Origin of the sequence: Enterobacter sp. MGH 4 (assembly GCF_000534735.1) — a bacterium.
In the GTDB taxonomy this organism is placed as follows: Bacteria; Pseudomonadota; Gammaproteobacteria; order Enterobacterales; family Enterobacteriaceae; genus Enterobacter; species Enterobacter intestinihominis.
In genome coordinates this window covers 236,156-257,745 of record NZ_KI973295.1, presented here as the reverse complement: position 1 = coordinate 257,745, position 21,590 = coordinate 236,156, and the positions used below count along the sequence as shown (strand labels likewise).

Genomic DNA, 21,590 nt, shown 5'->3' with positions numbered 1-21,590 from the left:
TTTACCCAGAGAGAAGTGGCGAGAGCCAGTACAGCATCGCCAGCCATACGATAAATCCACCCGTCAGCAGCGCGCCCGCGCCTTTGCCGATCTGCTCTTTTCGCCGCCAGCAGAGCAGGGCGAAAATTACGCTGACCAGCAGCATCACACCGTAATCGCGCGTGAAGACCATAGGGTTAAACGGCCCCGGTGAGATTAATGCCGGCAGCCCCGTCACGATCGCGATATTGAAAATATTCGAGCCAATGATATTGCCGATGGCGATATCATCTTCCCCTTTACGTGCCCCGGCGATGGCGGTAGCCAGCTCTGGCAGGCTGGTGCCGATGGCGATGACCGTCAGACCGATTGTCAGTTCGCTCATCGCAAACGCGTTCGCCAGCACCGTCGCGTTATCGACCACCATCCGCGTGGCCATTGGCATTATGATCAGCGCGACGCCCAGCCACAGCAGGGCGACGGGTAAGGTCCCTTCCCGTGGCAGCTCGGCGAGATGCTCACGCGTGAGGCTATCGTTACCCTGTTTTTCCGCCAGACGTGCGATCTTCACGCTGTAAAGCAACCAGATCACGGCCAGGGCGAGCAGGAATATACCGTCACCGACGCTCAGCACCCCGTCATAAAGCACATAGCCTGCCAGCAGACTGACGACTAACATTAGCGGCAATTCACGACGCAAAACATCGGAATGTACGCGAAATGGATGCAGTAATGCGGCTAAGCCTAAAATCAGCAAGATATTGACGATGTTAGAGCCAATCGCAGTGCCAATAGCGAGGTCGACCTGGCCATGCAACGAGGCTGAAACAGAAACGATGATTTCAGGAAGCGATGTGCCTACACTGACCACCGTCATCCCAATAATGATGGGCGGCATGCCAATGAGTCGACAGAGAATGGATGCGGCAAAGACCAAACGGTCAGCACTGTAGACCACCAACAGTAAACCAATTATTAACAGTGCTGTTGCTAAAAGCATCAAAAGTCCTTTCTTCAGGTATACTCGCTGGTCCACTGCGCACGAATTTTAGCGCCAGATGAAGTCTGAGACGTGACGAATTCCTAATTTTGACTTTATGCGCCGGAAAAGTAAAACAAATGCCAGCTTTCGCTAACCCCAATAGTGAATATTCTGTAAAAATGCGGGGTTTAGGGCTGATTTACGCTTCATGCCAGCAGTGAAGCAAGGTAAGTAAGGAACCATAAATGAGCCAAACGATGGCGAATATAGTCGATGTCCGGGGCGTCAGTTTTTCTCGCGGCAACCGGGTGATATTTGATGATATTTCGCTGACCGTGCCGCGCGGTAAAATCACCGCCATCATGGGGCCGTCAGGGATCGGTAAAACGACGTTGCTGCGTCTTATCGGCGGGCAAATCCCCCCTGATAGCGGCGAAATTCTCTTCGACGGTGAAAACGTCCCGGAGATGTCTCGCTCGCGCCTCTACACGGTTCGCAAACGGATGAGCATGCTCTTTCAGTCGGGTGCGCTGTTCACCGATATGAACGTATTTGACAACGTGGCCTATCCGCTGCGTGAGCATACCCATCTTCCTCCTGCGCTGTTGCACAGCACGGTGATGATGAAGCTCGAAGCCGTGGGGTTGCGGGGGGCTGCGAAACTTATGCCGTCCGAACTCTCGGGTGGGATGGCGCGCCGCGCCGCGCTGGCGCGTGCTATTGCCCTGGAACCCGATTTAATCATGTTCGATGAACCGTTCGTCGGGCAGGACCCTATCACCATGGGCGTGCTGGTGAAGTTAATCTCGGAGCTGAACAGCGCCCTTGGCGTCACCTGCGTGGTGGTTTCCCACGACGTGCCGGAAGTGCTGAGCATTGCTGATTATGCCTATATTGTGGCTGACAAAAAGATCGTCGCCCACGGCAGCGCTCAGGCGTTGCAGGAGAATGGCGATCCGCGCGTGCGGCAGTTCCTGGACGGTATCGCAGATGGGCCGGTGCCTTTCCGCTATCCGGCGGGCGACTATCATGACGATTTACTGGGAATAGGGAGTTAATCCACTCATGCTGTTAAATGCGTTGGCGGGTCTTGGACACCGTGGCCTAAAAACCATCAGTACGTTCGGGCGTGCCGGATTAATGTTGTTCAACGCGCTGGTTGGCAAACCGGAGTTCCGCAAGCATGCGCCGTTACTGGTGCGGCAGCTTTATAACGTCGGCGTGCTGTCGATGCTTATCATCATCGTGTCGGGTCTTTTTATTGGCATGGTGCTGGGGTTGCAGGGGTATCTGGTGCTGACAACCTACAGCGCGGAAACCAGCCTTGGCATGCTGGTGGCGCTCTCGCTGCTGCGTGAACTCGGGCCGGTTGTAGCAGCGCTGCTGTTCGCCGGGCGTGCCGGATCAGCGCTGACGGCTGAAATTGGCCTGATGCGCGCCACAGAGCAGCTCTCCAGTATGGAGATGATGGCGGTCGATCCGCTGCGCCGGGTGATCTCGCCGCGCTTCTGGGCCGGGGTTATCTCCTTACCGTTACTGACTATCCTCTTTGTGGCGGTAGGTATCTGGGGAGGCGCGCTGGTTGGCGTCAACTGGAAAGGCATTGATGCCGGGTTCTTCTGGTCTGCCATGCAGGACGCCATCGATCTGCGGATGGATCTGGTGAACTGTCTGATCAAGAGCGTGGTTTTCGCTGTGACGGTTACCTGGATTGCGTTGTTTAATGGTTACGATGCCATTCCGACGTCGGCGGGCATTAGCCGTGCAACGACGCGTACTGTCGTACATTCGTCGCTGGCCGTTTTAGGTCTGGATTTTGTGCTCACCGCACTGATGTTTGGGAATTGAGTTCATGCAAACGAGAAAAAATGAAATTTGGGTTGGCGTGTTTTTGCTTCTGGCGCTGCTGGCCGCGCTGTTTATCTGCCTGCGCGCGGCGGACATCACCTCTGTTCGCACCGAGCCGACGTATCGCGTCTACGCGACTTTCGATAATATCGGCGGCCTGAAGGCGCGCTCACCGGTCCGTATTGGTGGCGTCGTTATTGGACGTGTCGCTGACATTACGCTTGATGAGAAAACCTATCTGCCGCGCGTCGCAATGGATATCGAAGAACGCTATAACCACATTCCGGACACCAGCTCGCTCTCTATCCGCACCTCTGGCCTGCTGGGGGAGCAATATCTGGCCCTTAACGTTGGTTTTGAAGATCCTGAGCTGGGAACGTCTATCCTTAAAGACGGTAGCGTAATCCAGGATACCAAGTCAGCGATGGTGCTGGAAGATATGATTGGTCAGTTCCTTTACAACAGTAAAGGGGATGATAAAAAGTCTGACGATGCCCCTGCGCAGAGTGAAGACCACACCAACGTCGAACCGACGCCAGGCGCGACGAATTAATTTCAGGAGAAGTCATTCATGTTTAAACGACTGTTAATGGTTGCCATGCTGGTCATTGCCCCTCTAACCGCGGCGCACGCTGCGGATCAGAGTAACCCGTACAAACTGATGGATGAGGCCGCGAAGAAAACCTTCGACCGTCTTAAAAACGAACAGCCCAAAATCCGTTCTAACCCTGATTATCTGCGTGATGTGGTGGATCAGGAGCTGCTGCCGTATGTGCAGATCAAGTACGCGGGCGCACTGGTGCTGGGCCGTTACTACAAAGACGCGACCCCGGCGCAGCGCGAGGCTTACTTTGCGGCGTTCCGTGAATACCTGAAACAGGCTTACGGCCAGGCGCTGGCGATGTACCACGGGCAGACCTATCAGATTGCCCCTGAACAGCCGCTGGGCGATGCCACCATCATTCCTATCCGCGTGACGATTATCGATCCAAACGGTCGTCCACCGGTACGCCTGGACTTCCAGTGGCGTAAAAACAGCCAGACCGGAAACTGGCAGGCGTACGACATGATCGCTGAAGGCGTCAGCATGATCACCACTAAACAGAACGAGTGGAGCGATCTGCTGCGCACCAAAGGCATCGATGGCCTGACGGCTCAGCTTCAGTCCATCTCTCGTCAGAAAATTACCCTGGACGAGAAGAGGTAATGTCACAGCAGCTTAGCTGGGCGCGTGACGGCGAGACGTTGACGCTGACGGGAGAGCTGGATCAGGATCTGCTTAACCCGCTGTGGGACGCTCGCCATAACGCGATGCAGGGCGTGACGTTGATTGATCTCCATGGCGTCACGCGGGTAGATACCGCCGGTATCGCCCTGCTGGCGCACCTGGTGGCCACGGGCAAAAAGCAGGGGAGTAGCGTCACCCTGACGGGGGTAAGCGATAATGTCGTAACCCTTGCACAGCTTTACAATTTGCCTGAAGACGTATTACCTCGCTAACTTTTTCAGTACGTTACTTCCGAAAGCCCCGACAGTTTACGCGTCGGGGCTTTTTGCTTGTTTAAGACCGCGCCACTTTGCTCTAAGATGTTGAGCTTGTTTTCACTATCAGATGATGTAGACCCCATGGAAAATAATGAAATCCAGACAGTGCTGATGAATGCACTCTCCCTTCAGGAAGCCCACGTCTCTGGCGATGGCAGTCACTTCCAGGTTATTGCTGTGGGTGAGATGTTCGACGGAATGAGTCGCGTGAAGAAACAGCAGGCTGTGTACGCGCCGCTGATGGAATACATTGCGGATAACCGCATCCACGCCCTGTCGATTAAAGCGTTCACCCCACAGGAGTGGGCACGCGATCGCAAACTAAACGGTTTTTGAGCTGAGGGCGAAGCGCCCGCAGCACGGTTGAATTTATAAGAGAGCAAACGATGGATAAATTTCGTGTACAGGGACCCACGCGTCTCCAGGGCGAAGTCACAATTTCTGGCGCTAAAAACGCCGCGCTGCCCATTCTTTTCGCTGCGCTGCTCGCAGAAGAGCCGGTAGAGATCCAGAACGTACCGAAGCTGAAAGATATCGACACGACCATGAAGTTGCTCGGCCAGTTGGGCACCAAAGTGGAGCGTAACGGTTCCGTCTGGATCGATGCCAGCAACGTGAACAACTTCTCAGCGCCGTATGAGCTGGTGAAAACCATGCGTGCTTCCATCTGGGCGCTTGGCCCGCTGGTTGCGCGTTTCGGTCAGGGACAGGTTTCACTGCCGGGCGGATGCGCTATCGGCGCCCGTCCAGTCGACCTGCATATCTTCGGTCTGGAAAAGCTGGGCGCGGAGATCAAGCTGGAAGAGGGGTACGTTAAAGCGTCCGTCAATGGTCGCCTGAAAGGCGCGCACATTGTCATGGACAAAGTGAGCGTGGGCGCAACGGTAACCATCATGTCGGCTGCTACGCTGGCAGAAGGCACTACCATCATCGAAAACGCCGCCCGAGAGCCGGAAATCGTGGATACCGCGAACTTCCTGGTCGCGCTGGGGGCGAAGATCAGCGGGCAGGGCACAGACCGTATCACCATCGAAGGCGTTGAACGTCTGGGTGGTGGTGTGTACCGCGTACTGCCAGACCGTATCGAAACCGGTACTTTCCTGGTAGCGGCTGCCATTTCTGGCGGTAAGATTGTTTGTCGTAACGCACAACCGGATACCCTGGATGCGGTGCTGGCGAAACTGCGCGATGCGGGTGCGGACATTGAAATTGGTGAAGACTGGATCAGCCTCGATATGCACGGGCAGCGTCCTAAAGCCGTTAACGTGCGCACTGCGCCACATCCGGCATTCCCGACGGATATGCAGGCACAGTTCACCCTGTTGAACCTGGTGGCCGAAGGCACAGGCTTCATCACGGAAACTATCTTCGAAAACCGTTTCATGCACGTACCGGAACTGATCCGTATGGGTGCGCATGCTGAGATTGAAAGCAACACGGTCATTTGCCACGGCGTTGAAAAACTGTCCGGTGCGCAGGTGATGGCGACCGATCTGCGCGCGTCTGCGAGCCTCGTACTGGCAGGTTGTATTGCAGAAGGGACTACCGTTGTCGATCGTATCTACCACATCGATCGTGGTTACGAGCGTATTGAAGACAAACTGCGCGCGCTGGGTGCGAATATCGAGCGTGTGAAGGGCGAGTAATCGTTCCGGCACCCCCCTGCCAGAACAGGCCGGGGGATTGCTGTTCCTGTAAATCCGGGTGCATCAGTCCTGATGTGCTTTCTCCGCTTTGCTCTGGCGCATCATGCGCGTTCTGTCGATAAATTCATGGGTAATGGGATCGTGATAGCGTGACGGCCATATCACCCACGGATGCGTATCCAGCGCCGTCGCAATAATCAGTTCCCCCTTCGGCCATGGGCGGGTCAGGGCGTTTGCCAGCGTCGACGAGCTCAGCCCATGACGACGTGATTCGGCAGCCAGCGATGTCCCTTTTTTACGCAGTGCCGCAATAATGTCAGCAGAATGCCAGTCGATGAATTTTGTATCCATAATGCTGTCCTTGTGTTCGTTATCGTCCACGTCGTTTCGTGTGAAAAGACAGCATTACTATACTCACTTCGAACATCTGTTCTAAAAAGTTCATGTTACGAGAAGCAATATTCAGAATAAGGCACGGCTTTATACATACGGCCTGTAACCTGATGAGCTTACGCGTAAATGTAATTTATTGGTGCGTACTGGAACCTCCCTACGAGATCGCAGGGAGATGAGGAGGGGATTAACGGTCGCGCTGGACGGCGATGTGCGCGAGGCCGATTAGCGCATCACGCCATGGGCTGTCGGGAATGACCTGAATTGCGGCGATGGCTTTGTCTGCTTCTTCTTCAGCACGCTGACGCGTCCATTCAAGGGAACCACAGATGGCCATTGTTTCCAGTACCGGTTCCAGAAGATGGCGACCATTTCCCTGCTCGATAGCCTCCCGGATCATTTTCGCCTGCTCTGGTGTGCCATTGCGCATCGCGTGGAGCAGCGGCAGCGTTGGCTTGCCTTCGTTCAGGTCATCGCCAACGTTTTTACCGAGCGTTTCGCCATCCGCGCTGTAGTCCAGCAAATCATCAATCAGCTGGAACGCGGTGCCGAGGTAACGGCCGTAGTCCTGAAGCCCTTTTTCCTGAGCTTCGCTACAGCCTGCCAGAATGCCGGAGCACTGCGCGGCGGCTTCAAACAGACGTGCGGTCTTGCTGTAAATCACCCGCATATAGTTTTCTTCGGTGATATCCGGGTCGTTGACGTTCATCAACTGTAGGACTTCGCCTTCAGCGATAACGTTTACGGCTTCTGACATCACTTCCAGCACCTTCAGCGAGCCAAGGCTGGTCATCATCTGGAAGGCTCGGGTATAGATAAAATCCCCTACCAGAACGCTTGCCGCATTACCAAACGCGGCATTGGCGGTGGCTTTGCCACGACGCATGTCTGATTCATCCACAACATCGTCATGAAGCAGGGTGGCGGTGTGGATAAATTCGATCAGCGCCGCGATCGTGACGTGGGCATTTCCCTGATAGCCAACCGCGCGTGCGGCCAGAATGGCAATCATCGGACGAATACGTTTACCGCCGCCGCTGACGATGTAATAGCCCAACTGATTGATCAGCTGAACGTCAGAGTTGAGTTGCTCCAGGATTGCTGCATTCACACCCGCCATATCTTGCGCGGTTAACTCATTGATTTTTTCTAAATTCATCGCAAAAGCCGGGCTTTTTATCCTGTTTATCCCACACGAGATGGGTACACAAAGGGTTTCGGTTTATAAATAGTATTGCTGATTGTACTGAAAAAATGGCTCAGATAAACGTTACCGTACGTGTTGTGTTTTTTTTCTTCATGTATTGATGGTAGCACTTGTCAAAGGCTCGCGTTTTGCGTAATATTCGCGCCCTATTGTGAATATTTATAGCGCACTCTGAATCATACGAGGATGTGCGCGGAAGCGGAGTTTATATGTACGCGGTTTTCCAAAGTGGTGGTAAACAACACCGAGTAAGCGAAGGTCAGACCGTTCGCCTGGAAAAGCTGGACATCGCAACTGGCGAATCTGTTGAGTTCGCTGAAGTTCTGATGATCGCAAACGGTGAAGAAGTCAAAATCGGCGTTCCTTTCGTTGATGGCGGCGTTATCAAAGCTGAAGTTGTTGCTCACGGTCGTGGCGAGAAAGTTAAAATCGTTAAGTTTCGTCGTCGTAAACACTATCGTAAGCAGCAGGGCCACCGTCAGTGGTTCACTGATGTGAAAATTACTGGCATCAGCGCCTAAGACCTGAGGAGAGATTTAAATGGCACATAAAAAGGCTGGCGGCTCCACACGTAACGGTCGCGATTCAGAAGCTAAACGCCTGGGCGTTAAGCGTTTCGGTGGCGAATCCGTTCTGGCGGGTAGCATCATCGTTCGTCAGCGTGGCACCAAGTTCCACGCGGGTACCAACGTAGGTTGCGGTCGTGACCACACTCTGTTTGCTAAAGCAGACGGTAAAGTGAAATTTGAAGTTAAAGGCCCGAACAACCGTAAATACATCAGCATCGTTGCTGAGTAAGGTTTTCTCGGTCCGGTAACGGATTAAAGCCCCGCAACGTGTTGCGGGGCTTTTTACATTGGAAACCCGGAAAATTTTCTGTAGGGAAAACAGGCATGAAGCAGCAGGCCGGCATTGGTATTCTTTTGGCGCTCACTACCGCGATGTGCTGGGGTGCACTGCCAATTGCAATGAAGCAGGTACTGGAAGTGATGGAACCGCCCACGGTGGTGTTTTATCGCTTCCTGATGGCAAGTATAGGCCTGGGCGCCATTCTGGCCGTCAAAGGTAAGCTGCCACCGCTGCGCATCTTCCGAAAACCGCGCTGGCTGGTGTTACTGGCTATCGCGACGGGCGGTCTGTTCGGTAACTTCATTCTGTTCAGCTCTTCCCTGCAATATCTTAGCCCTACAGCGTCGCAGGTGATTGGTCAGCTATCACCGGTCGGCATGATGGTCGCCAGCGTATTCATCCTCAAGGAGAAGATGCGCGGTACGCAGATCATCGGGGCAAGCATGCTGCTTTGCGGTCTGGTGATGTTCTTTAACACCAGTCTGATCGAGATTTTTACCCGCCTGACGGATTACACCTGGGGTGTCATTTTTGGGGTGGGTGCAGCAACGGTCTGGGTGAGTTATGGCGTCGCGCAAAAGGTGTTATTGCGTCGTCTTGCCTCACAGCAGATCCTCTTTTTGCTGTACACTTTGTGTACACTGGCATTATTGCCGTTAGCTAAGCCGGGGGTGATTACCCTGCTCAGCGACTGGCAACTGGCGTGCCTCATTTTTTGTGGGCTGAACACGCTGGTCGGTTATGGCGCGCTGGCTGAAGCTATGGCGCGCTGGCAGGCAGCACAGGTTAGCGCCTTAATCACGCTTACCCCGCTGTTTACGCTGTTATTTTCAGATTTGTTATCAATGGCCTGGCCCGATGTCTTCGTCAAGCCGATGCTCAACCTGTTGGGTTATCTCGGTGCGTTTGTCGTGGTTGCGGGCGCGATGTATTCCGCCATTGGTCATCGTCTCTGGGGGCGTTGGCGCAAAAATGAAGCGGTTGTAATAGTCCCCCGCTCAGGCGAATGAGTTACGGAGAGTAAAATGAAGTTTGTTGATGAAGCGACGATTCTGGTCGTGGCAGGTGATGGCGGTAACGGTTGTGTAAGCTTCCGCCGTGAAAAATATATTCCTCGTGGCGGTCCTGACGGCGGTGACGGTGGGGACGGTGGCGACGTGTGGCTGGAGGCGGATGAAAACCTCAACACGCTGATCGACTACCGTTTCGAAAAATCTTTCCGCGCCGAACGTGGGCAGAATGGCCAGAGCCGCGACTGTACCGGTAAACGCGGTAAAGACGTGACGATCAAAGTGCCGGTAGGTACGCGTGTCATCGATCAGGGCACGGGCGAAACCATGGGTGATATGACCAAACACGGTCAGCGCCTGATGGTGGCGAAAGGCGGCTGGCACGGTCTGGGTAACAGCCGTTTCAAATCTTCCGTTAACCGTACCCCGCGTCAGAAAACCATGGGTACCCCGGGTGATAAGCGCGACCTGCAACTGGAACTGATGCTGCTGGCGGATGTGGGGATGCTGGGTATGCCAAACGCCGGTAAATCGACGTTTATCCGTGCGGTCTCTGCGGCGAAACCAAAAGTGGCAGATTATCCGTTTACGACACTGGTACCGAGCCTGGGCGTTGTCCGTATGGATAACGAGAAGAGCTTCGTGGTCGCTGACATCCCGGGTCTGATTGAAGGGGCAGCAGAAGGCGCCGGTCTGGGGATTCGCTTCCTGAAGCACCTTGAGCGTTGTCGCGTACTGTTGCACCTCATCGACATCGATCCAATCGACGGTTCCGATCCGGTTGAAAACGCCCGTATCATTATCGGTGAGCTGGAGAAATACAGTGAAAAACTGGCGCAAAAACCGCGCTGGCTGGTATTTAACAAGATCGACCTGATGGATAAAGCGGAAGCTGAAGCGAAAGCTAAAGCGATTGCCGAAGCGATGGGTTGGGAAGATAAGTACTACCTGATCTCTGCCGCCAGCCAGGTTGGCGTGAAAGATCTCTGCTGGGATGTGATGACCTTTATCATCGAGAATCCGGTTGTTCAGGCAGAAGAGGCAAAACAGCCTGAAAAAGTTGAATTCATGTGGGATGACTACCACCGCCAGCAGCTCGAAGAGCTGGAAGCGGAAGAAGATGATGAAGACTGGGACGATGACTGGGATGAAGACGACGAAGAAGGCGTCGAGTTCATCTACAAGCACTAACCTCAGTATAAAGCCCCTTAATGTACTGACCCCAAAAAGTTGGACAGTTAAACACGAGGCACATAGGTCTGGGTTCGATATTCAATTGGACTCAGACCTTTTAATTTCAGGCTAATTCTTCTGCTGTTGTAGTAGTCAATATATTCCGTAACAGCATCCTTCAGTTCGCTTATATTACTGAACTCGTCAAGATAAAAACACTCCGACTTTAAGGTTCCAAAGAAACATTCCACGACTGCATTATCCAGACAATTGCCTTTTCTGGACATGCTCTGTGTAATGCCTTGTTCTTTAAGGATGTTTTGATACCTTCTCATACGATACTGCCATCCCTGGTCAGAGTGCAGAATAGGATGCTCGTGAGGCTTAAGCTTTTTGAATGCCTGATCGAGCATATTCTCGACCATGTTCATCACAGGTCTTTCCGACAGGCTGTAAGAAATAACTTCGTTGTTGAAGAGATCTATTACTGGAGACAAATACAGCTTTCGCCCATTGACTGCAAATTCAGTAACGTCGGTAACCCACTTCTCGTTTGGCCGTGTAGCCTTGAAATCCCTTTGGAGAACATTGGGGGCGGTTTGCCCTACCTCTCCTCTGTAGGAGCTGTATCGCTTGACCTTAATCGCTGCCTTAAGCGAGAGGGTTCCCATCAGGCGCTGAACGGCTTTATGGTTAATCCGTTCCCCGTCTCGATGGAGAGACAACGTTACCCTACGGTATCCGTAACGACCTTTATTCTCGTGATAAATCTCACCAATACGCTTTTTAACATCCGCATACTTATCAGGCTTGCTGAGAGCCTTTAGATGGTAATAAAACGTACTGCGCGGTATCTCCGCTGCCTTGAGAAGCTCATCAAGAGGGTAAAACTGCCTTAGCTCGTTGAGTACTTTCACTTTTTCGCGGGATGAGCTAAGGCTTTCAGCTTTTTTAGATACGTAAGCCGCATTTCAAGGAATCGAACTTGTCTTTCAAGATCCTCAATACGTCGGTCTTTCGACAGCTCCAATGCTAACGCCGCTTTTTCTGGATCAACTGACATTGTAATGTTTCTTTTGGTGCCGATCTTGAGTGCGCGTAAACCAGCTTCTCCGTGCTCCTCATAGACTTTCAGCCACTTGGCTACAGAACCACTACCAGCAAGCATAAAGTGAGCAGCAGCCTGATTGAGGGACATCTGCTGCTCGGTCACGGCTTTCACGACCTTAATGCGCAACTCTGGATCAGCACTAACGCCTTTAGGTTTGGGAATTAAACCTTTTTCTCCATGTTTTTCATAGAGGGCAACCCACGTCCTGACCTGGGTTCGAGGCACACCAAAACGTGCAGAGATGATCCTGTAACCATCATCAGTTGTGAAGTAGTGATTCACGACTTCAAGGCGCTTTTCGAAGGGGTATTTTGGCTTTGACATATCAGGGACTATTCCATTTCATCGTCCAACAAAATGGGTGCAGTACATAACGGGGCTTTTTTTTTATCCTATTTTCGCCGGTAACCAACAGCTGGCGATGAGGCCGCCCGCAGCGCCGTTCTCCAGCGTTAAATAGCCATGATGGAGCTGTACGATACGCTGTACGATGCTCAGCCCAAGGCCGCTGCCGCCGTAGCGCTGGTCGAGACGTCGGAAAGGTTCGGTGATCGACTGGCGGTGTGCCTCATCAATACCCGGCCCCTGATCGGTAACGCTCACCCGGGTACCGCTTTCCGTCGCTGTTAATGCCACTTCAATGGTTGTGCCTGCCGGGCTGTAGCGGGCGGCATTCTCCAGAAGGTTCCTTAGCATCAGACGTAACAGGACGGCGTCCCCCTGAACCGTCAGCGCGCTGTGGGCCGGCCATATCACCGTATGCTCTTTGGCTTCATGCTCCAGGCTAAGCGGAGCAATGATCGTCTCAGTCCAGTTCACGGTATCGTAATGGCCGCTGGCCATCGCCTGTCCGGCACGCGCCAGCATCAGCAGCTGTTCCACCGTGTGCATCAACTGATCGATCCGGTTTATCAGTGGCGTGGCCTGCGGGGAGCCGGACTGAGCCATCAGTTCCAGATGGAGCCTGATCCCCGCAAGCGGCGTACGTAACTCGTGTGCCGCATCGGCGGTAAACAGGCGTTCCTGTTGAATAGTGTGGTCCAGCCGGGCGAGGAGTTGGTTGAGGGACGTGGTTACTGCGCCTATCTCTTCCATATCAGAATACATCGGCAGGGGAGTCAGATTATCCGCCGAACGGTTCGCAAGGCTGGCGCGAAGTTTGTTGAGTGGACGGGTGATCCAGGTTACTGCCCAGAATGAGAAGAGCAGGGTAAAACCGACCATCACCAGAGAAGGGACCAGCAGGGAGGCAATGGCTTCGCGGATCTCTTTTTCGACATGGTTGTTGCGCGCTTTCGCAGACAACGTTTCGTTCACCAGAAAACCGATTTGCTCGCGGCTCTCATGCCACAGCCAGACTACGCTAACCAGTTGAAAAAATAGCAGTATAACCGCCAGCAACACCATTAATCGCCGGCGCATACTGTTCATTTCTGGCTCTCCAGACGGTAACCCACGCCACGTACGGTTTTGATGCGATCTTTACCGAGCTTGCGGCGCAGATTATGAATGTGAACTTCAAGCGTGTTTGATCCTGGATCGTCCTGCCAGGAGTAGATGTCCTGTTGCAGCGTTTCACGGTGCACGGTCTGCCCGCTGCGCATGATCAGACGCGTCAGCAGAGCGAACTCTTTTGGGGTCACTTCCACAGGCTGAGACTGGCGCAGCACCTGCTGAGTTTGCAGATTGAGGGTGATATCCCCGTCCGTCAGCAGGTTGTCGCTGTGGCCCTGATAGCGGCGGATCAACGCCCGTACGCGAGCCTGTAGCTCGGCAAGGGCGAAGGGTTTTACCAGATAATCGTCAGCGCCAGAATCCAGCCCGTTAATTCTGTCTTCAATGGCATCGCGGGCGGTGAGAATCAATACGGGATTCTCCACTCCGCGACGACGCCACTGGCAGAGCAGCGTCGCGCCGTCTTTATCCGGCAGTCCCAAATCCAGGATCACAAGGCTGTATTCTCCGCTCTGGATCAAGGCATCTGCTTCAGCCGCCGTGGCGGCACAATCCAGGGCGTAGCCCTCATTCCCCAGCGCCAGCGCTAACCCTTCCTGTAATAACAGATCGTCTTCAACTATCAGTAGTTTCATCGCTAGTTATTCTGGTAGATGTCCTTATAGAGCCTGCTTTCGAAACGCACCAGTGGAATACGACGATTGCGCTGGTCAGCCGGTTCGACGGCATAGCCGGACAGATACTGCACAAAGGCCATGCGTTGCCCGCTGGCTGTCGTGATAAAACCGGCAAGGTTGTAAACGCCTTGCAGGGAACCCGTTTTGGCTGACACTTTGCCATCCACGCCTGCAGCGTGAAGGCCCGCACGGTACTGAAGTGACCCATCGTGTCCGGCGAGCGGCAGCATTGTAATAAAGTTTAGCTCAGCGTCATGCTGAGCGATGTACTGCAACACCTGCATCATGGTGGCCGGTGAGATCAGGTTATGGCGCGATAAACCGGAACCGTCGACAGCGATCGTATTGCCCAGATCGATACCCGCCTGCTGGCGCAGGATCTGACGTACGGCATCAGAACCGGCCCGCCAGGTTCCTGGCACACCAAAGCGCGCGTGCCCGATCATACGGAACACCGTGTCGGCAATCATGTTATCCGACTTTTTCAGCATAATCTTAAGCAAATCATGCAGTGGCGCGGACTGTTTGCTGGCAATCACCGTGCCTGGATCATTCACCTGCGTCTGGCGCAGCAGCGTTCCGGTGTAGGTTATGCCCGCCTGCTTCAGTTCATCTTTAAAAATGGCACCGGCATAGCCTGCGCCATCCTGAATGGCAAAGGCCAGCGGAAGGGGATCGGCCCGCTGGGTCAGGCAGCCGGTGAGCGTATAGCGATTGAGATCGCCCGGTACCACGTCGAGCTCACAATACTGTGCCTCCGGGGAGCCTTTCGCCAGCGTCCGCACCTGGCTGAACATCGTGACCGGGTAGTAAGACGCCACGCGGATAAACGCTAAGTCATTGGGTTTTGGCGCGCTGTAAAGCGATACGGAGAAGCAGTTACGGTCAACGATGGCGGCGGCTGGCGGGGCGCTAAAGCACTGCGTCATGTCGTTCCATGGCCAGCCAGGCGCTTTATCGTGGCTGGCGAAAATGGAGGTGTCGATCAGCACGTTGCCATCAATTTTTGTTACGCCGGATTTTTTCAGTACCGCCACCATGTTGCGGACATCCTGGCGCTTAAAGGTGGGATCGCCACCAAAACGGGCGATAAGATCGCCTTTCAGTTCGCCACCCTCAACGTTACCTCTGGTTTCAAGGGTGGTAGTAAAACGGAAGTCAGGCCCGAGCTGGAGCAGGGCGGCGAGGGCAGTGATCACCTTCTGGGTACTGGCAGGCAGCGCCATCTGTTGACTGTGATAGTCAATCTCGGGAGCCTGCGCGCCAACCTTCTGCACCATCAGGGCAAGGTTCGCGCCGGCGGGCAGTTGATTAATGTACTCATCAACATTCGCGGCCTGAACGGTGAACGTTATACTGGTAGTCAATCCGATGATAAAACTGGAAAATCGCATAATCTCGCGCTAACAACCCGAAAACAAACCGTCATACTACGGTGCATGGCACTGTAAAGTAAACGATGACCCATAGTGAACTTCGCGGTAAAATGCGTATCAAATTGAAAAATTGCTGCTGACCTGGGGCGTTGCTCCCGGGTCGGTTTTCTTTTTGCTTCTGGCCTGTTCAGGTGGGCTGGAGCAGGGAACACTGCTCCCAACAGGAATGTTTAAGAGGTATAACAAATGCAAGCTATTCCGATGACCTTACGTGGTGCCGAAAAACTGCGCGAAGAGCTGGATTTTCTGAAATCCGTACGTCGCCCTGAAATCATCGCCGCTATCGCGGATGCGCGTGAGCATGGCGACCTGAAAGAGAATGCTGAATACCACGCGGCGCGTGAGCAGCAGGGTTTCTGCGAGGGGCGCATCAAAGATATCGAAGCGAAACTGTCCAACGCGCAGGTTATCGATATCACTAAAATGCCAAACAACGGTCGCGTGATCTTCGGCTCTACCGTCACCGTCCTGAATCTGGACAACGACGAAGAGCAAACCTATCGCATCGTGGGTGATGATGAAGCGGACTTCAAACAGAACCTGATTTCGGTGAACTCCCCGATTGCTCGCGGCCTGATTGGCAAAGAGCAGGATGATGTTGTGACTATCCGCACCCCGGGTGGCGAAGTGGAATACGAAATTATTAAGGTTGAATACCTGTAATTCGCTTCTCTTCTAAGATGTTGATACATTGTAAAGAAAAGAAAAAGGCCGCATAGCGGCCTTTTATCAACTCAAGGAGCATGGCATTTTGCTCGCCTGCTGAAAGAAATCCCTCGTTTCACACAGAAAATGTGTTTGATTCAGGATATCCTTAACGTGGCAGCGAGATTTTGCGCTCTTTAGATGGGCGATAGAGCACCAGCGTTTTACCGATGACCTGTACATTACAGGCGCCGGTTTCGCGCACGATGGCTTCCACGATCAGGTTTTTAGTGTCTCTGTCTTCAGAGGCGATTTTCACCTTGATCAGCTCGTGGTGTTCCAGCGCTTGTTCAATCTCGGCAAGCACCCCTTCGGTCAAACCATTGTTGCCAAGCATCACTACAGGCTTGAGCGGATGTGCCAGACCTTTAAGGTGCTGTTTTTGTTTAGTACTCAGATTCATCGTATATTTTTGCTTACGTTGGGATTGAAAACGGTTCATTCTACCGCCATCTCCCTAATATCGCCAAATAGCTGCGTAGAAATTTACGTCACAGGCAAGTAACGATGAACCAGGACGGAAATGTTAAATGACAGGTAAAAAGCGTTCTGCCAGCTCCAGCCGCTGGCTTCAGGAACACTTTAGCGATAAATATGTTCAACAGGCGCAGAAAAAGGGGTTACGTTCCCGCGCCTGGTTTAAACTTGATGAAATACAGCAAAGTGACAAACTTTTTAAACCGGGAATGACGGTGGTCGACCTCGGTGCGGCACCTGGCGGATGGTCCCAGTATGCGGTTACGCAGATCGGCGGAACGGGCCGAATCATCGCATGCGATCTTTTACCAATGGATCCCATCGTCGGTGTCGACTTCCTTCAGGGCGACTTTCGTGATGAATTAGTGCTTAAAGCATTACTTGATCGTGTAGGTGACAGTAAGGTCCAGGTTGTCATGTCGGATATGGCACCAAATATGTGTGGAACACCGGCGGTGGATATCCCCCGCGCCATGTATCTGGTGGAACTAGCGTTAGAAATGTGTCGTGATGTACTAGCGCCTGGTGGTAGTTTTGTTGTGAAGGTGTTTCAGGGCGAAGGTTTCGAGGAGTATCTTAAGGAAATTCGCTCCCTGTTTGCGAAGGTCAAAGTTCGTAAGCCGGACTCTTCCCGGGCCCGTTCCCGTGAAGTGTATATTGTAGCGACCGGGCGAAAATGATAACCGGTAGATTTCAGGCGAAAGTTTGAATGAAACTGGATATAGAGTATCCTGACGCTGTTTTTAACACAGTTGTAATATGAGGTTAATCCCTTGAGTGACATGGCGAAAAACCTAATACTCTGGCTGGTCATTGCCGTTGTGCTGATGTCAGTTTTCCAGAGCTTTGGGCCCAGCGAGTCGAATGGCCGCAAGGTGGATTATTCTACCTTCCTGCAAGAGGTCAATCAGGACCAGGTTCGCGAAGCGCGTATCAACGGACGTGAGATCAACGTTACCAAGAAAGATAGTAACCGTTACACGACTTACATCCCGGTGAACGATCCTAAGCTGCTTGATAACCTTCTGACCAAAAACGTCAAAGTGGTAGGCGAGCCGCCGGAAGAACCAAGCCTGTTGGCTTCTATCTTCATTTCCTGGTTCCCGATGCTGCTTCTTATCGGCGTCTGGATCTTCTTTATGCGCCAGATGCAGGGCGGTGGTGGCAAAGGTGCCATGTCGTTCGGTAAGAGCAAGGCGCGTATGCTGACGGAAGACCAGATCAAGACCACCTTTGCTGACGTAGCAGGTTGTGACGAAGCAAAAGAAGAGGTGGGTGAACTGGTTGAATACCTGCGCGAGCCGAGCCGTTTCCAGAAACTGGGCGGTAAGATCCCGAAAGGCGTCCTGATGGTCGGCCCTCCGGGTACCGGTAAAACCCTGCTGGCAAAAGCCATCGCGGGTGAAGCGAAGGTCCCGTTCTTTACTATTTCAGGTTCTGACTTCGTTGAAATGTTCGTGGGTGTCGGTGCATCTCGTGTGCGTGACATGTTCGAGCAGGCTAAGAAGGCAGCACCGTGCATCATCTTCATCGATGAAATCGACGCCGTAGGCCGCCAGCGTGGCGCAGGCCTGGGTGGTGGTCACGATGAACGTGAGCAGACGCTGAACCAGATGCTGGTTGAGATGGACGGCTTCGAAGGTAACGAAGGTATCATCGTTATCGCGGCAACTAACCGTCCGGACGTACTTGACCCTGCGCTGCTGCGTCCAGGCCGTTTCGACCGTCAGGTTGTGGTCGGTCTGCCGGATGTTCGTGGTCGTGAACAGATCCTGAAAGTGCATATGCGTCGCGTACCGCTGGCGCCAGATATCGACGCGGCAATCATCGCGCGTGGTACTCCAGGCTTCTCCGGTGCGGATCTGGCTAACCTGGTCAACGAGGCAGCACTGTTTGCCGCTCGCGGTAACAAGCGTGTAGTGTCCATGGTGGAATTTGAGAAAGCGAAAGACAAAATCATGATGGGTGCGGAACGTCGCTCCATGGTGATGACGGAAGCGCAGAAAGAGTCCACGGCATATCACGAAGCGGGCCACGCGATTATCGGTCGTCTGGTGCCGGAACACGATCCGGTACACAAGGTGACGATCATTCCACGCGGTCGTGCGTTGGGTGTGACCTTCTTCCTGCCTGAAGGTGACGCGATCAGCGCCAGCCGTCAGAAGCTGGAAAGTCAGATTTCAACCCTGTACGGCGGTCGTCTGGCAGAAGAGATCATCTACGGTGCGGAACATGTTTCCACCGGTGCGTCGAACGATATTAAAGTGGCGACAAACCTGGCACGTAACATGGTGACCCAGTGGGGCTTCTCCGACAAACTCGGTCCGCTGCTCTATGCAGAAGAAGAGGGCGAAGTATTCCTGGGCCGCTCCGTGGCAAAAGCGAAACATATGTCCGATGAAACGGCTCGTATCATCGACCAGGAAGTGAAAGCGCTGATTGAGCGTAACTACGCTCGCGCCCGTCAGATCCTGAATGACAATATGGACATCCTGCATTCGATGAAAGATGCGCTCATGAAATATGAGACCATCGATGCTCCGCAGATTGACGACCTGATGGCTCGCCGCGAAGTGCGTCCGCCAGCAGGCTGGGAAGACCCAGGCGCGTCTAACAATTCTGACAACAATGGCACCCCGCGTGCACCGCGTCCGGTCGATGAACCGCGTACGCCAAACCCGGGCAACACCATGTCAGAGCAGTTGGGCGACAAGTAAGTCACTGCTGTTGAAGCGTTTGTCTGTACATCAAACCCTGGAGCGTGCTCCGGGGTTTTTCTTTTTTATATAACCATGAAAATAACAGGGATTTAGCCATGAAACTCTTCGCCCAGGACTCGCATCTCGACCTTTCACATCCGCATGTGATGGGGATCCTGAATGTCACGCCTGATTCCTTCTCTGACGGCGGCACGCATAACTCGCTTATCGACGCGGTTAAACACGCGAATTTAATGATCAACGCGGGTGCCACCATCATTGACGTTGGAGGGGAGTCAACGCGGCCTGGCGCGGCGGAGGTTTCGGTGGAAGAAGAGCTGGCGCGCGTGGTGCCGGTGGTGGAGGCTATCGCCCGGCGCTTTGAAGTGTGGATCTCCGTTGATACCTCCAAACCCGAAGTGATCCGTGAAGTGGCGAGAGTGGGTGCTCACATTATTAATGATATCCGCTCGCTGACCGAGCCGGGCGCAATTGAAGCCGCCGCTGAAACCGGGCTACCGGTGTGTCTGATGCATATGCAGGGCCAGCCTAAGACAATGCAGGAGGCGCCAAAATATGAAGATGTGTTTGCCGACGTCACCCGCTTCTTTATTGAGCATATCGAACGCTGTGAACGTGCGGGTATCGCAAAAGAGAAATTGCTGCTCGACCCGGGCTTCGGTTTCGGTAAAAATCTCTCACACAATTACGCGTTGCTTGCGCGCTTATCAGAGTTTCATCAGTTCGGCCTGCCACTGCTGGTGGGAATGTCGAGAAAATCGATGATTGGTCAGTTGTTGAATGTCGGGCCGAACGAACGTCTGAGCGGCAGTCTGGCCTGCGCGGTGATTGCCGCGATGCAAGGTGCACACATCATTCGCGTCCATGACGTAAAAGAAACAGTAGAAGCCATGCGTGTGGTGGAAGCCACACTGGCAGCGAAGGAAAACAAACGCTATGAGTAATCGTAAATATTTTGGTACCGATGGCATCCGTGGGCGCGTAGGCGATGCGCCAATTACCCCTGACTTTGTCCTGAAGCTGGGTTGGGCGGCGGGTAAGGTACTGGCGCGTCATGGCTCCCGTAAGATCATTATTGGTAAAGATACCCGTATTTCAGGTTATATGCTGGAGTCCGCGCTGGAAGCCGGGCTGGCGGCGGCGGGGCTTTCAGCTTCCTTTACGGGGCCAATGCCGACCCCTGCTGTTGCCTATCTGACTCGTACCTTCCGTGCGGAAGCGGGCATCGTCATTTCAGCTTCTCATAATCCGTTCTATGACAACGGTATCAAATTCTTCTCCATCGACGGCACTAAACTGCCGGATGACGTGGAAGAGGCGATTGAAGCGGAAATGGAGAAAGAGATCACCTGTGTCGACTCCGCTGAGCTGGGTAAAGCCAACCGTATTGTCGATGCCGCAGGCCGCTACATTGAATTCTGCAAAGGCACGTTCCCGAATGAACTGAGCCTGGCACACCTCAAAATTGTGGTGGACTGTGCAAACGGTGCGACCTATCACATTGCGCCGAATGTTTTCCGCGAGCTGGGTGCGAAAGTGATCACCATCGGCTGCGAGCCGGACGGTCTGAACATCAATGAAGAAGTCGGCGCGACAGACGTGCGTGCCTTGCAGGCGCGTGTACTGGCTGAAAAAGCCGATCTGGGTATTGCCCTGGATGGCGATGGCGATCGTGTGATCATGGTTGACCACGAAGGTAACAAGGTCGATGGCGATCAGATCCTCTACATCATTGCGCGTGAAGGCCTGCGTCAGGGGCAACTGCGCGGTGGCGCGGTGGGCACGCTGATGAGCAATATGGGTCTGGAGCTGGCGCTGAAACAGCTGGGCATCCCGTTTGTTCGCGCGAAAGTGGGTGACCGCTACGTGCTGGAAAAACTTCAGGAAAAAGGCTGGCGCATTGGCGCGGAAAACTCCGGCCACGTGATCCTGCTCGATAAAACCACCACCGGTGACGGCATTGTGGCGGCGCTTCAGGTTGTTGCCGCGATGGCGCGTAACCATATGAGCCTGCACGATCTGTGCAGCGGCATGAAAATGTTCCCGCAGATCCTGGTGAACGTGCGTTTCACCGCTGGTAAAGGCGACCCGCTGGAAAATGATAACGTGAAAGCGGTGATGGCAGAGGTGGAAGCGACGCTTGGCAGCCGTGGACGCGTCCTGCTGCGTAAGTCGGGTACCGAGCCGCTGATCCGCGTGATGGTGGAAGGTGAAGACGAAGCGCAGGTAACTGAATTTGCGCACCGCATTGCGGATGCAGTGAAAGCTGCATAATCTTTCAGAATAAGTGTTTAAAAAGGCGGCGTTTGCCGCCTTTGTTTTAAGCAATTAATGGCTTTTTGCTGTTTTTTTCCGCAGTTGATACAATGCCTCGAAA

Annotated in this window: 24 protein-coding genes; 16 read left to right on the top strand and 8 right to left on the bottom strand. The window is 53.6% G+C overall.

Features of this window, described 5'->3' with window-relative positions; genetic code table 11:
• Position 1: 1 nt before the first annotated feature.
• The gene (locus L350_RS04855) at positions 2–979 is read right to left on the bottom strand and encodes a calcium/sodium antiporter (RefSeq protein WP_003861852.1); all 978 of its coding nucleotides are present in this window, start codon (positions 977–979) and stop codon (positions 2–4) included.
• 227 nt (positions 980–1,206) lie between these two features.
• Here L350_RS04855 and mlaF point away from each other — a divergent pair, with 227 nt between their 5' ends.
• The 7 genes from mlaF to murA all read left to right on the top strand — a co-directional run bounded on the left by mlaF (position 1,207) and on the right by murA (position 6,000).
• Positions 1,207–2,019, top strand: coding sequence for a phospholipid ABC transporter ATP-binding protein MlaF (gene mlaF, locus L350_RS04860; protein WP_022649527.1), 813 nt, complete (start codon positions 1,207–1,209; stop codon positions 2,017–2,019).
• 7 nt (positions 2,020–2,026) lie between these two features.
• On the top strand, positions 2,027–2,809 hold the full coding sequence (mlaE, locus tag L350_RS04865) for a lipid asymmetry maintenance ABC transporter permease subunit MlaE (protein ID WP_003861848.1): 783 nt from the start codon (positions 2,027–2,029) through the stop codon (positions 2,807–2,809).
• 4 nt (positions 2,810–2,813) lie between these two features.
• Positions 2,814–3,362 carry an outer membrane lipid asymmetry maintenance protein MlaD gene (gene mlaD / locus L350_RS04870; protein ID WP_022649526.1) on the top strand — a complete coding sequence of 183 codons (549 nt, stop codon included), beginning with the start codon at positions 2,814–2,816 and terminating at the stop codon, positions 3,360–3,362.
• 18 nt (positions 3,363–3,380) lie between these two features.
• Entirely contained in the window at positions 3,381–4,016 is a 636-nt protein-coding gene (mlaC, locus tag L350_RS04875; protein ID WP_032626421.1) for a phospholipid-binding protein MlaC, read from the top strand.
• The gene (gene mlaB, locus L350_RS04880; protein ID WP_022649525.1) at positions 4,016–4,309 is read left to right on the top strand and encodes a lipid asymmetry maintenance protein MlaB; all 294 of its coding nucleotides are present in this window, start codon (positions 4,016–4,018) and stop codon (positions 4,307–4,309) included. The genes mlaC and mlaB overlap by 1 nt, the downstream gene beginning before the upstream one ends.
• 126 nt (positions 4,310–4,435) lie before the next feature.
• Positions 4,436–4,690: a BolA family iron metabolism protein IbaG gene (gene ibaG / locus L350_RS04885; protein WP_003861840.1), complete on the top strand. Its 255-nt coding sequence runs from the start codon at positions 4,436–4,438 to the stop codon at positions 4,688–4,690.
• A gap of 50 nt (positions 4,691–4,740) precedes the next feature.
• On the top strand, positions 4,741–6,000 hold the full coding sequence (gene murA, locus L350_RS04890) for a UDP-N-acetylglucosamine 1-carboxyvinyltransferase (protein ID WP_006812128.1): 1,260 nt from the start codon (positions 4,741–4,743) through the stop codon (positions 5,998–6,000).
• A gap of 63 nt (positions 6,001–6,063) precedes the next feature.
• Here the strand turns inward: murA and sfsB are convergent, their stop codons facing one another.
• Together sfsB and ispB are read right to left on the bottom strand one after the other, a co-directional pair.
• Positions 6,064–6,351 (bottom strand): DNA-binding transcriptional regulator SfsB, encoded by a 288-nt coding sequence (gene sfsB, locus L350_RS04895; RefSeq protein WP_032626471.1) that lies wholly within the window; start codon positions 6,349–6,351, stop codon positions 6,064–6,066.
• Between the two features lie 229 nt (positions 6,352–6,580).
• Complete coding sequence (ispB, locus tag L350_RS04900; RefSeq protein WP_006812126.1) at positions 6,581–7,552, bottom strand: octaprenyl diphosphate synthase; 972 nt, start codon at positions 7,550–7,552, stop codon at positions 6,581–6,583.
• 257 nt (positions 7,553–7,809) lie between these two features.
• Between ispB and rplU the strand changes: the two genes are divergently transcribed.
• From rplU to cgtA, 4 genes are all read left to right on the top strand, one after another.
• Positions 7,810–8,121 (top strand): 50S ribosomal protein L21, encoded by a 312-nt coding sequence (rplU, locus tag L350_RS04905; RefSeq protein ID WP_003025032.1) that lies wholly within the window; start codon positions 7,810–7,812, stop codon positions 8,119–8,121.
• Positions 8,122–8,140: 19 nt separating this feature from the next.
• A complete protein-coding gene (rpmA, locus tag L350_RS04910; protein WP_003861831.1) occupies positions 8,141–8,398 on the top strand; it encodes a 50S ribosomal protein L27 in 258 nt (85 codons plus the stop codon).
• Positions 8,399–8,493: 95 nt separating this feature from the next.
• Positions 8,494–9,459, top strand: coding sequence for a DMT family transporter (locus tag L350_RS04915; protein ID WP_032626419.1), 966 nt, complete (start codon positions 8,494–8,496; stop codon positions 9,457–9,459).
• A 15-nt stretch (positions 9,460–9,474) separates the two neighbouring features.
• A complete protein-coding gene (gene cgtA / locus L350_RS04920; protein WP_003861823.1) occupies positions 9,475–10,650 on the top strand; it encodes an Obg family GTPase CgtA in 1,176 nt (391 codons plus the stop codon).
• 47 nt (positions 10,651–10,697) lie between these two features.
• Here cgtA and L350_RS24010 read toward each other — a convergent pair.
• The 4 genes from L350_RS24010 to dacB all read right to left on the bottom strand — a co-directional run bounded on the left by L350_RS24010 (position 10,698) and on the right by dacB (position 15,269).
• A protein-coding gene (locus tag L350_RS24010) for an IS3-like element ISKpn8 family transposase (protein ID WP_085949440.1) occupies positions 10,698–12,067 on the bottom strand; the annotation gives its coding sequence in 2 pieces (ribosomal slippage) (positions 10,698–11,587 and positions 11,587–12,067; 1,371 coding nt in all).
• Between the two features lie 63 nt (positions 12,068–12,130).
• A complete protein-coding gene (gene pmrB / locus L350_RS04935; RefSeq protein WP_032626417.1) occupies positions 12,131–13,174 on the bottom strand; it encodes a two-component system sensor histidine kinase PmrB in 1,044 nt (347 codons plus the stop codon).
• Positions 13,171–13,833: a two-component system response regulator PmrA gene (gene pmrA, locus L350_RS04940; RefSeq protein WP_003861819.1), complete on the bottom strand. Its 663-nt coding sequence runs from the start codon at positions 13,831–13,833 to the stop codon at positions 13,171–13,173. The genes pmrB and pmrA overlap by 4 nt, the downstream gene beginning before the upstream one ends.
• 2 nt (positions 13,834–13,835) lie before the next feature.
• Positions 13,836–15,269: a serine-type D-Ala-D-Ala carboxypeptidase gene (gene dacB / locus L350_RS04945; RefSeq protein ID WP_032626414.1), complete on the bottom strand. Its 1,434-nt coding sequence runs from the start codon at positions 15,267–15,269 to the stop codon at positions 13,836–13,838.
• Between the two features lie 228 nt (positions 15,270–15,497).
• Here dacB and greA point away from each other — a divergent pair, with 228 nt between their 5' ends.
• Positions 15,498–15,974, top strand: a complete 477-nt coding sequence (greA, locus tag L350_RS04950; protein ID WP_014171793.1) for a transcription elongation factor GreA — start codon at positions 15,498–15,500, stop codon at positions 15,972–15,974.
• Between the two features lie 151 nt (positions 15,975–16,125).
• Here the strand turns inward: greA and yhbY are convergent, their stop codons facing one another.
• Positions 16,126–16,419 (bottom strand): ribosome assembly RNA-binding protein YhbY, encoded by a 294-nt coding sequence (gene yhbY, locus L350_RS04955; protein WP_003861814.1) that lies wholly within the window; start codon positions 16,417–16,419, stop codon positions 16,126–16,128.
• Positions 16,420–16,546: 127 nt separating this feature from the next.
• Here yhbY and rlmE point away from each other — a divergent pair, with 127 nt between their 5' ends.
• The 4 genes from rlmE to glmM all read left to right on the top strand — a co-directional run bounded on the left by rlmE (position 16,547) and on the right by glmM (position 21,487).
• Entirely contained in the window at positions 16,547–17,173 is a 627-nt protein-coding gene (gene rlmE / locus L350_RS04960; RefSeq protein ID WP_003861812.1) for a 23S rRNA (uridine(2552)-2'-O)-methyltransferase RlmE, read from the top strand.
• Positions 17,174–17,275: 102 nt separating this feature from the next.
• Positions 17,276–19,210 carry an ATP-dependent zinc metalloprotease FtsH gene (gene ftsH, locus L350_RS04965; RefSeq protein WP_003861810.1) on the top strand — a complete coding sequence of 645 codons (1,935 nt, stop codon included), beginning with the start codon at positions 17,276–17,278 and terminating at the stop codon, positions 19,208–19,210.
• Positions 19,211–19,308: 98 nt separating this feature from the next.
• Positions 19,309–20,157 carry a dihydropteroate synthase gene (folP, locus tag L350_RS04970; protein ID WP_022649520.1) on the top strand — a complete coding sequence of 283 codons (849 nt, stop codon included), beginning with the start codon at positions 19,309–19,311 and terminating at the stop codon, positions 20,155–20,157.
• A complete protein-coding gene (gene glmM, locus L350_RS04975) occupies positions 20,150–21,487 on the top strand; it encodes a phosphoglucosamine mutase (RefSeq protein WP_003861804.1) in 1,338 nt (445 codons plus the stop codon). The genes folP and glmM overlap by 8 nt, the downstream gene beginning before the upstream one ends.
• Positions 21,488–21,590: the final 103 nt, after the last annotated feature.